The organism is Nostoc sp. LPT (genome assembly GCF_017115165.1).
Classification (GTDB): Bacteria; Cyanobacteriota; Cyanobacteriia; order Cyanobacteriales; family Nostocaceae; genus Nostoc.
In genome coordinates this window covers 1-11084 of sequence record NZ_JABXKF010000100.1, presented here as the reverse complement: position 1 = coordinate 11084, position 11084 = coordinate 1, and the positions used below count along the sequence as shown (strand labels likewise).

The window sequence follows — 11084 nt, the reverse complement described above, 5'->3', positions numbered from 1 at the left end:
AAGTAGGTAATCTTTGGGATTTAAGAAGAAATTCGACTTGTGTGTACACGGTAGCCTAAAAGGCGAGGGAGGAGTAACGAGATTAGAGGGTTTTTGCTCCCCTCTCCTCGTAGGAGAGGGGCTGGGGGAGAGGTCAAAATAGCACTCGTCGAACTCACGTTAATTATTCATCACCGCATCTAAAAGTACATTGGCATCAAAGCGGACTACATCGGTGCAAGGTAGCCCCGTTTCTGCTATTGTTTGAGCGATGCTTTCTTGAGCCGCAGACTCATCTAAATGGGCTGTGTTCAGCGCTATACCCACTACAGAAACACTTCCAAAAGCACCAGCAGCATTAGCAACAGTTTCATAAAGCCGAATCACCTCTGGTAAAGGTGGAATTATGACATGGGGATGATTACGTACATGAACTTGTCCCGCCCGATGTACCAAAACTAGTTGGGTTGGTTGGGAACCACGAATTAGGGGTAGAGTTGCCGTTGAACCAGGGTGTAGCAGCGAACCTTGTCCTTCAATGTGCAAGATGTCGTAGTTTTTGCCATAGCGCATGAGTATTTGTTCCACAGCACCGGCAGCAAAATCTACCCGCACGGCATCTAAAGCCACGCCGTCTCCTTCTAACATCACCCCAGTTTGTCCTGTAGCCAGGAATTTAGAACGCCAGCCCCGCAGTTTTGACGCCCAATGTAACTCTAGACTAGTTGACATTTTACCAATCGCCATGTCGGTTCCCACTGTCAACACCCGCCGACACGGAAGGGTACGTGCCATTCCACTAGCAACACTAATATTAGACGGCTCTTTTCGTACATCCCAAATTAGTTGCCCTGGTTTGAGCAGTGCATTTAATTCTGGGATACTTGCCATTGGTGTATGTAAACCATTCACCAGCGACATTCCCGCTTCTAAAGCGTCTTTGATTTCTAGCCAGTAATCATCTGGTACAGCACCACCTCCTGGGGCAATACCAATTACTAAAACTTCTGGTTTGTACTCTAGGGCTGCGGCTACCGATGCCACAATCGGCACATCACGCTTGATACCTGTTAATTCTGGTAGAAATTTACCAGCACACTCGCGATCGATTACGGCTACGATTGGAGCTTCACTGTAACGTAAAATTGCTAGCCCTGTTTTGCCGTGATGCCCGCTAATTCCCTCATGCAGCAAGATAGCTACTCGTTGATTAAGTGGTAGACGCACTGTGTTGTACTCCCAAACCTGGTAAATCGTTTGGCAAAACTTTTGCTTGTTTTAGCAATGCACCCGTAAAAGGGTCATCAATTAAGTTAAGGTGACTGTCTAAATCTAAATAATCAGCTAGTGGCGCCAGCTGTAATGCTGCTGTATTAGCTAGCGAACTGTCAGAATAGCAACCGAACATTACTTGCAACCGATATGCTCGTGCTGTATGTACCATTCGCATTGCTTCTGTTAGCCCCCCTGATTTCATTAGTTTGATATTAATGCCATCCACGTAATTTGCCAAATCGGGAATATCGGCGCTGGTGAAACAACTTTCATCGACAAAGATGGGGAGGAGAGAGTGTTCTTTGAGTTTTGCTAAACTTTTTTCTTGCCCCCGTGGCAATGGCTGTTCTACATACTTTATACCTAAATCAGCCAGCCAATTGCACATGGCGATCGCACCTTCTAAACTCCAACCCCCGTTGGCATCAACAAAAAATTCTAATTCAGGTGCTTCTTCTCGCACCGCTAAGAGCATTTTTTTATCTGCATCTATGCCATCTGGGCTACCTAACTTCACCTTAAAAAGGCGGACATCGGTAAATTGTAACCAGTCTCGCGCTCTCGCCCTAGCACCTTCAGGTGAATTAATCCCAATTGTGACTGAAGTCGGGACTATTTGATTGCGATCAAGTCCCCAAAGTTGCCACAAAGGTAAACCTGCGCGCTTACCCAACCAGTCGTGCATTGCCATATCTAAGGCAGCTCTTGCAGCAGAAGGAACCTGGTTTTTTGTTAAAACTTGCTCAATTTCCTGACGTTGTAAAGGGCTGAATGTTTGTAACAGTGGCACAACTTGCTGTAGGGCATCTTTGATTGCATCAGTTGATTGCCGATGATTACCCACACCAAATGGCGATGCTTCCCCCCACCCTTCGATATCATTTTGTGAAATCCTCACCCATACATTTGTTGTCTGTGCCGTTGTACCCCGACTAATAGTCAACGGAAATCTCTTGTTTACAGTAAATAAATTTACATTTATTTGCATATTTATTATACATATTATGCTGGTGCCAAAGTCAGTGTAAGTTTAAAGTTTAGATTATCAGATGCATCTGTTATACTTTTTTACATTCATTACAAATTTTTTATACATACATTTTATTTTTTATTTAGTTTATGAACAACTTAAAGAAATGGAAGATTTTAAAATCAAAAATGGTTTTAGATAATCCTTGGTGTCAGGTAAGGCAAGATGAAATAGAATTACCGAATGGTAAAATTATAGATGATTATTTTGTCAGTATTAAGCCTGATGTTGCAATGATTTTACCTATCACTAGTAATAGAGAAATTATTTTTGTGCGGCAATATAGACACGCCGTAGGTGAATTTTTCTTGGAACTGCCAGCAGGGAATTTCGATCCTGCAAAAGAGAGTGCAGAGGTAGCGGCAATTAGAGAACTGAGAGAAGAGACTGGTTATATTCCCCAAGAATTTAGAAAAATCGCAACTCTATACGATAAGCCGAGTAAAGACACCAATCAAATACATTTATTTTTAGCAGAAAATGTGAGCAAGGTTGGAGAGCAGCAACTAGATATTACAGAAGAAATTGAAGTTGTATTTATTCCCGTAGAATCAGTTTTAGATAAAATTATTCAGAGAGAAATTTCTGTTGCAGGAACTATAGCGGCTCTCTTTTTGGGTTTAAATTTGCTAAATTTTTAATAATCATCTAAGAGTAATTATTATGTTTGTCTTTACAGTAACTGCTGATACTTTCCTGAAATTTCGTCCAAGTGAGTTAGCGGAACTAGCTGAAGATGAAAAACTTCTCATTCAAGTCAAAAGTGTCTTGGAGGTAATTTCTTATGCTGAGGAGGAAGAATATTACAGAATTACTTTAAAAAAGTCTATCAAGGGCAAAGATACATGGTTTGTCCGTAAGAAGTATATTAAGATATCTGTTTTACAGGATTTATCTGAATACACTCCAAGATCCGCGACATCCAATGAACCACCAGACAAGGTACTATACCAAGCTAGACCAACGACATCAAATAAACCACCAGACTCGGTAATATACCAAGCTAGACCAACGACATCAAATGAACCACCAGACTCGGTAATATACCAACCTAGACCAACGACCTCAAATGAACCACCAGACTTGGTAATATATCAACCTAGACCAACGACATCAAATAAACCACCAGACAAGGTACTATACCAACCTAGATCAACGACATCAAATGAAGACTCGGTAATATACCAACCTAGAACGGAAGCATCCCAGACTCAAGGCTCTACAAGTTTTTGGAAGAAGCTGTTACCGACTAAAATCAACTTAGAAAATATTCGTAAAGCCTTGAAATTTTTGGGTGACGGTTTTGATAGTAAACCTATTAAGTTAAACGTAGAAGCAAATAGTAATGTTCCAGTAAGTGAGTTGGGTTGGGATAGTAGCGATATCAAGGATGAAGAAGAAGTTATTAAGCAGTTAAAAGCGCAACTACAAGAAACCCCAACTATTCAAAAACGATCTTCACAACCTGCTGATATAACGAAAGATTTGGTGGATTGCAGTGTGTTCAGTCCTTCTTCTGTAACTCCAGGCGATATGTTCCTTATCCAAGTCTTTGTTCATCTTCCTGAACAAGTTGAATTTGCCAAACAGAATGCTCAACAATTTGATCCTGATGCTAAACAGTTAGGAGCAAGAAGTTTAGGATTACCTATTAAACGGGGAAGTGAACTAACTTTTAACCTGTCCATTCCAAAACTAGAAGTAGATGATCCAATTCAAAAGTTGAGTTGGAATGGTAGAGCAGATTCTATTCAATTTGGGGTCACGGTTCCTGCTGATATCACTCAGAAAACAGTCATTGGAACTGTTACTGTAAGCCAAAATACAATTCCCCTTGGTCATCTAAAATTCAAGTTATCGATTATTCCTTCTGCATCTTCTACATCCAAAGACCCTCAGCTAGTAGGAGAAGTTGCTCGACATTATAGAAAAGCATTCGTATCTTACTCTTCTAAAGATCGGATAGAAGTTCTTAAAAGGGTGCAGGGACTAGCTGTAAGTGGTATTACAGTTTTTCAAGATATCCTTAATTTAGAACCTGGCGATCGCTGGGAGCAAGAACTTTATCGCAACATTGATGAGTGCGATCTGTTTCTACTATTTTGGTCTACTGCTGCGAAAGAATCACCGTGGGTGCTTAAAGAAGTATTGTATGCTCTTGAAAGACAAGGTTCTGATGGATTGCGTTCCCCCGAAATTATTCCTGTAATCATAGAAGGGCCACCGCCTGTTCCTCCACCTCCTGAATTGCAGAATCTCCATTTTAATGACAAACTTCTTTACTTAATGGCGACACCTAAATAGCAGATGGCAATCCAAATTCAAACTTGAGAAAATACGAGATTAAAAGTACGAATTTTTAAGCCTTTCAGCTATTTTATCTCATAAATGATTAGGATTCTTATAGTTACGCATAGCGAGATTCGCCAAGCAGGTGGTGATGTAATCCGAACATCCGGTAGAAGTGCTCATCATGCAACATTGAGGGGTTTAAACCCGCAACAAATTAGTCAACTCCTTACACCTACTGTTCCTAATCCAGCAATATAGCAGTTATAGTTTGGATCGCCTATAATGATTACCCCTAGAGTTTTTGCAGATTTTCATAATGCTGATGCTAAAGGGCGTTTGCGTTTGAATTGTATTGGTACAATCGAAGACTTGGCGAATCAAAGTATTGAGCTACGAGATGGACAGTTGCTCACGGTATATAGCGAGGATTTGGAAGTTGATGGAGTGGTGCAGTTCTCCGAAGAGGAGAAGTTGTGGGTTGCTGCCATTGATTGGCATCGAATCAGACAAGTTGAGGATTTTGTTGTGCAGGCACAAGTTTGAGTATCCACGCCAGCTAGTTTTTTAGTTTTTTACCTAGCCCATTGTCGCAAAATATAATCATAAAAAGCCTTTTTATCTACCTTATCCATTGCATATATTTTCCGACCACCAGGAACTACTTTTGTACGCCCTTGACTAAGACCAGTGGTGATAATTTCTGTTTCCCATTCACACAATTGATAAAATTCTGGATGTCCCAAATAGGCCGTTGCCAACACATCCCAAAAATAATAATCTTGGGGAATAACTAGTGCATAACATTGTCCAGCTAAATCAGAGATGGGATAGTGGCGTTGTCGTCCCATTTTGTATACTAACTCCGATGTGACTGGGACATTGTTAGTTAAATCCAATGGACACATAATAATTTCAATTTGAGTTTGCCATACCCGCGCTGCTGAAATTGCGTCCCAATAAACATTCCATTCGGCAGAACCATCTTGTCCAGCTTCTAAACTTTTTTCCACATTACCACCAACATTTAACGCACCCCCCATCCACACAATCTTGTGAATTTTCGCTTCAATTTCCGGTGCTTTGTCCAAAGCCACTGCTACCGTCGTCAAAGGGCCAGTTACCATCAACGTTACGGGGCTTGATGCCTCTCGTAACACCTGTATCATGAAATCTTGACCTTTTTCGGCAACCAGAGGCGTAGTGATGGTTTGGCTTTGATTGAGAATGGGGAGATGGTCAACGATAAACGAATCACGGCGATAGAGAGTTGGAAATGGATTGATACCGCGCACAGTGCTTTCTGCTACCGGGATATGAGAAAATCCCATCAAATCTATAATTTTACGTGTGGCGCTAACAGCCGGTTGGACATAACAATCTGCTGGAGTGACGACAACACCAAGGAGTTCAATACGATCCATCGTTAACAGCAGCATAGTTGCCAGATAATCATCTACACCGCCATCGTGATCCATTAATACAAGTTGTTTTGTCATAAAAGGAGAATTATATGGATGAGTTTATGGAAGTTGCTATTCAAGAAGCAAAACAAGGCAGACAAGAAGGTGGAATTCCCATTGGTTCGGTTCTGGTCAAGGATGGCAAAATTCTTGGCAGAGGACACAATAAACGTGTGCAAGACGCCGATCCTGTCACCCATGCCGAAATCGATTGTCTCCGCAATGCTGGGAGAGTTGGCAGCTACAGAGGTACAACACTCTATTCAACTTTAATGCCGTGTTACCTGTGCGCTGGGGCAGTGGTACAATTTGGCATTAAAAAAGTCATCGTCGGAGAATCTAGAACTTTTCCTGGTGCTAAAGAATTTATGGTATCTCACGGTGTGAACGTAATTGATCTTAATCTTGACGAATGTGAACAAATGATGAGTGAGTTTATTGAAACTAACCCCGAACTTTGGAATGAAGATATTGGTAAATAGTCATTGGTCATTGGTCATTGGTCATTTGTCATTTGTCATTAATTATCCTCCCCTGCTCCCCACTACCCACTATCCACCTTTTAAGGATAGGTATTTTAAAATCAGCCAGTAGATAGAGTAATGTGATGCCTGGAAAAGCCACTGCGTTTACTGTCTTTCAATAGACATTTAATCCCAGAACGCATGGAATGGCTTTTGAGAGCGAAACCCCAGAGACAATTGAGCAAAACTATCATATCATGTCCGCATAATTAGTTATGATTTAGATAGTCATTGTACCCCTACTAATCATAACGATCGCAATATCTGGTTTAAGTCCAGCACAATAGGAAAATATGGATAATACTTAAGAAAGAAGCTGCAAATTATTTTATATTACACAATAATTTTAGTGACTGTAACTAGCTAAAATTTAAAAGTGTGAAAATGGCAAATTTAACTGAATTTACATTATTTGCTCCTCGCAACAACGGAGCAGCTTTAATTGGGTCTTTTTCAGATTGGAAAGAAATTCCAATGTCAAAAGGTGAAGATGGGTATTTTCGCACCAAAATCAAACTGGAAGACGGCGTTTATCAATATAAATTTCGCATTCAAACCAAAAGCCCAAATTTTGCACTTGATGAATGGATAGATATAATTGATCCCAAAGCAACAGATGTTAATGAAACAGAAAAATACGGCATAGTACGCATTCAAGATGGGCAACGCATTGTTGATACTTACATTTGGCAACATGATGAAATACCATTGCCTGATAACCGGGAACTAGTAATATATGAAATGCACGTTGCCGATTTTACTGGTGACGAAGTTGACTCTGACAAACGAGGCAAATATCTAGGAATAATTGCTAAGTTAGATTATCTTTGCGAATTGGGAATTAATGCAATTGAATTAATGCCAGTTAATGAGTACCCTGGTGATTATAACTGGGGCTATAAAGTTCGCCACTTCTTTGCTACAGAATCTAGTTACGGTTCAACAGAAGATTTAAAGCGGTTGATTGACGAGTGTCATGGTAGAGGCATTCGCGTCTTGATGGATGGAATTTATAATCACACAGATGAGGAATGCCCTTTAATACTAATTGACCGAAATTACTGGTACTACGAACATAAGCATTATCCTGAAGACCCAGATAATTACTGGGGGCCAGAGTTTAACTATGATAATTACGACAAAAACTTAAATATTAAGCCTGCATGGGAATACATCGGCGATGTGGTAAAATTTTGGATTCAGGAGTATCACATTGATGGAATTCGCTTTGATGCAGTGCGGCAATTGGCTAACTTTGAATTTCTCAACTGGCTGACTAAACAAGCGAAAAACTATGCTGCACCCAAACAGTTTTATAACATTGCTGAACACATTCCCGATACAAACACTGTAGTCCAGCCAGATGGCCCATTAGATGCTTGTTGGCATGAGAGTTTTCGGTACTTTCTAATTCCATATATTTGTGGTAAATCATTTGAATTAGAACAACTCAAGCAGATTTTAGATCCCAAACAGCAGGGTTATGCGATCGCTACCAATGTCATCAATTATTTGGCAACCCACGATCGCGAACGTGTATTACGAGAATTAGGCAATTGCGGCATCTTTGACGCAGCCGCATTTGAACGAGCTAAGTTAGCAGCTGCTCTGTTAATAACAGCGATGGGTATACCGATGCTGTGGATGGGAGAAGAGTTTGGCGAATATCAGCAAAAAAGCGAAGATGTGACTAAGCCGCGCAAGATTAATTGGTCTCTATTGTCAAGCGACCAAAATCATGATTTATTTGAGTATTATCAAAAGCTGATTGGTTTACGCCAGCAAACTCCAGCTTTGCAAAGTGACAATATTAAGTTTTTCTACGAAAATGCAGCCGAGAAAGTGCTAGCTTACACCCGTTGGGATGAGCATAATTCTCATGTCGTTGTCGTGGCAAATTTTTCTGACCAAAATCGAAATCAATATAAAATTTCAGGCTTTCCAACTGCTGAGTATTGGCGAGATTGGGTTAGCAATCAAGAAGTGAAATCTGGAGAGGATGGTTTAGTCACTGACTTACCAAGCTATACAGCTAAGATATTTGTTTCAGATTCACAGTAATGTAGTGTGTGGATCGTAGGTGTCAAAAGGTTGTAAATACATTGTCGCAAGCAGTGCGTTCACCGGAGGTGTTGGCGCAGCCATCGCTGGTAAAACAAACTGCTTGCGTCGCAACAAAGTAATAAGAGTGATTGTGGGAGCAACAGCAAATAAAATAATATCATGTCCATCGGATCAGCCCAAAACCCAGATGTAGAGACGCGATTTATCACGTCTTGAAAGACCAATCATCTACACCAATAACCCTTAACCCAAGCGTATTGTGACATAACACCATCTGCGAACAAGGCGTTGGGCAGTAATTAACAGGAGGCTTTATGGTAATTATTGACAATTTGCGCTTCCCTTTAACGCTGTTCACAGCACTAGGCTGTGGGCTTGTGGCTGGCGTCTTCTTTGCCTTCTCGACTTTCGTGATCAATGCCCTTGCACGACTCCAGCCAAAGGAGGGCATTATCGCTATGCAATCCATCAATATCACTGCGATCAATCCATTGTTCATGGTGGCACTTTTCGGAACGGCTGTGGCTTGCATTTTTCTAGCGGTTTCCTCAGTGTTAAAGTGGGATCAACCTGGCGCTGCCTATTTGCTTATCGGTAGCCTGCTTTATCTCATTGGCACTGTTCTAGTGACGATCGCGTTCAATGTGCCACTGAATGATGCCTTAGCGATCGCCAAACCGGATAGCACTGAAGGCGCGAACCTATGGGCTAGATATCTTACCAACTGGACGTTCTGGAACCATGTTCGCACAATAGCGGCACTTGCGGCAGCACTCACCCTCGCACTGTGCGATCGCACGATGAGATAGAAATGATGAATATGTATGATACCCTTTGCTCGGCAAAATGAAGCTATATGAGTATTCAAGCAGCATACGATAATTGGTCAGGCACATACGATGCTGACGAAAATCTGACGCGCGATCTCGATCAAATCGTCACCAGAGAAACCTTGATGGGTTTGAGGTGTAAATCAGTCGTGGAAATTGGCTGTGGCACAGGTAAAAATACGCTTTTGCTTTCACAAATTGCTCTGAAAGTTTGTGCGATCGATTTTTCAGCACAGATGATCGAAAAGGCGAAAGAGAAAGTAAGGTCAGCTAATGTGGTGTTTATTACAGAAGACATCACTAAGCAATGGACTTGTCGCAATGAATCTGCCGATTTGGTCACTTGTAATCTTGTTCTAGAACATATCGAAGACCTCAGCTTGATATTTTCAGAAGCATTTCGTGTATTAGTCAAAGGAGGATACTTTTTTATCTGTGAGCTTCATCCATTTAAGCAATATCAAGGAACAAAAGCTAATTTTCAAAGACAGCAAGAGTTCATTGAAATTCCGGCATTTATACATCATTTATCAGACTTTTTTAACACAGCGAAAGTTCATGGTTTCCTACTTGAGGACTTCAAAGAATGGTGGCATGAACAAGATAAAAATAAACCACCAAGACTAGTATCAATCTTGTTGAAAAAGTGAAGAAAATTTTGGCTGGGTTTCAGCTAGTGTAATAATGCGATCGCTTTGACCTGCCCACTCACTACTCATTGATGAAAAGTTTAAATGTTTACTCTGTATAGCTGAGAGCTTTTCTTAGTAATATTCGATCAAGCCTGAAAACATACGCCAATTATGCGAGTTGAGGAATAACTTTGAGGATGAATAAGCCTATAGTGGTTCCGATTCAGATGCGGTAAAAATTATATCATAAGGTGTAGAAAGATGAGCAAATTTCATGGATCGGAGACGCTTGTATTAAGTCAATATGAAATTTTATGACTGGATTCAGCACTTCGATTGATCAAGATGATATCTTTTCAAAAGTAATTAAGCCTTGCGATTGACTGAATTTTGCCCTATCTCAATTACTGTAGAGCTTTTGGGTTTCGCTCCGCAAACTAGCCAAAGCTCAAGTCTAAAATAGCATCTAAAAAATGTTGAAGGAGAATAAGCATCATGGCTAAAGTCTACTTATCATATATAAAATGTATCGACGAGCAAGATCCACGTGGTGGTGATAATAATGATGAAATCTATTACAGAGTTGAGGATAGTTCTAAGAAAACACTGAATAATAGTTTTGATGCTGGTGACAAGTTTGACTACGACTTCCCAGGCAAACTACTCGAAAACGATCCGGCAACTAAATCAGATCCTCTGTTTTTTACACTCTGGGAATACGATCCTAGTGGCGACGACAAATTTACACCCATACCCATACGCCAAACTCCCGGTAGCGATCCAGGCACAATCAAAGAGGGCGGAATTTACTTTGATGGAACAACTGGCTACTTTGAATTCAGGTTTTCTGGAAAAGGCGGCGTGTATGAACTAGGATTTTCGGTTAACAATTTTCAGGGGGGAAATAAACCACAGTGATTGAACCAAGCGAAGGCATCATCTTCCCTAGCTATCTAATTGGTATACAAAGCAGGTAAGCTGAAAACTTGCATCTAGCA

At 40.8% G+C, this 11084-nt stretch carries 11 protein-coding genes; 8 read left to right on the top strand and 3 right to left on the bottom strand.

Going from position 1 to position 11084, the window contains the following annotated elements; translation table 11 throughout:
- Positions 1-159: 159 nt before the first annotated feature.
- Together HWQ58_RS19385 and HWQ58_RS19380 are read right to left on the bottom strand one after the other, a co-directional pair.
- Positions 160-1206: a DUF1611 domain-containing protein gene (locus tag HWQ58_RS19385; protein WP_292866056.1), complete on the bottom strand. Its 1047-nt coding sequence runs from the start codon at positions 1204-1206 to the stop codon at positions 160-162.
- Entirely contained in the window at positions 1190-2242 is a 1053-nt protein-coding gene (locus HWQ58_RS19380; RefSeq protein ID WP_292866052.1) for a dipeptide epimerase, read from the bottom strand. The genes HWQ58_RS19385 and HWQ58_RS19380 overlap by 17 nt, the downstream gene beginning before the upstream one ends.
- A 131-nt stretch (positions 2243-2373) precedes the next feature.
- Here HWQ58_RS19380 and HWQ58_RS19375 point away from each other — a divergent pair, with 131 nt between their 5' ends.
- The 3 genes from HWQ58_RS19375 to HWQ58_RS19365 all read left to right on the top strand — a co-directional run bounded on the left by HWQ58_RS19375 (position 2374) and on the right by HWQ58_RS19365 (position 5119).
- On the top strand, positions 2374-2925 hold the full coding sequence (locus HWQ58_RS19375) for an NUDIX hydrolase (protein WP_292866049.1): 552 nt from the start codon (positions 2374-2376) through the stop codon (positions 2923-2925).
- Positions 2926-2947: 22 nt separating this feature from the next.
- Entirely contained in the window at positions 2948-4588 is a 1641-nt protein-coding gene (locus tag HWQ58_RS19370) for a toll/interleukin-1 receptor domain-containing protein (protein WP_292866046.1), read from the top strand.
- Between the two features lie 270 nt (positions 4589-4858).
- Positions 4859-5119: a hypothetical protein gene (locus HWQ58_RS19365; protein ID WP_292866044.1), complete on the top strand. Its 261-nt coding sequence runs from the start codon at positions 4859-4861 to the stop codon at positions 5117-5119.
- 29 nt (positions 5120-5148) lie between these two features.
- Here HWQ58_RS19365 and HWQ58_RS19360 read toward each other — a convergent pair whose 3' ends face one another.
- Positions 5149-6072 (bottom strand): nucleoside hydrolase, encoded by a 924-nt coding sequence (locus HWQ58_RS19360; protein WP_292866041.1) that lies wholly within the window; start codon positions 6070-6072, stop codon positions 5149-5151.
- 14 nt (positions 6073-6086) lie between these two features.
- Between HWQ58_RS19360 and HWQ58_RS19355 the strand changes: the two genes are divergently transcribed.
- The 5 genes from HWQ58_RS19355 to HWQ58_RS19335 all read left to right on the top strand — a co-directional run bounded on the left by HWQ58_RS19355 (position 6087) and on the right by HWQ58_RS19335 (position 11004).
- Positions 6087-6518: a nucleoside deaminase gene (locus tag HWQ58_RS19355; protein ID WP_292866038.1), complete on the top strand. Its 432-nt coding sequence runs from the start codon at positions 6087-6089 to the stop codon at positions 6516-6518.
- Between the two features lie 426 nt (positions 6519-6944).
- Positions 6945-8621: an alpha-amylase family glycosyl hydrolase gene (locus HWQ58_RS19350; RefSeq protein ID WP_292866035.1), complete on the top strand. Its 1677-nt coding sequence runs from the start codon at positions 6945-6947 to the stop codon at positions 8619-8621.
- Between the two features lie 317 nt (positions 8622-8938).
- Positions 8939-9433 (top strand): anthrone oxygenase family protein, encoded by a 495-nt coding sequence (locus HWQ58_RS19345; RefSeq protein ID WP_292866032.1) that lies wholly within the window; start codon positions 8939-8941, stop codon positions 9431-9433.
- Between the two features lie 47 nt (positions 9434-9480).
- Entirely contained in the window at positions 9481-10104 is a 624-nt protein-coding gene (locus HWQ58_RS19340) for a class I SAM-dependent methyltransferase (protein WP_292866029.1), read from the top strand.
- 477 nt (positions 10105-10581) lie between these two features.
- The gene (locus HWQ58_RS19335; RefSeq protein ID WP_292866025.1) at positions 10582-11004 is read left to right on the top strand and encodes a hypothetical protein; all 423 of its coding nucleotides are present in this window, start codon (positions 10582-10584) and stop codon (positions 11002-11004) included.
- The last annotated feature ends 80 nt before the right edge of the window (positions 11005-11084 follow it).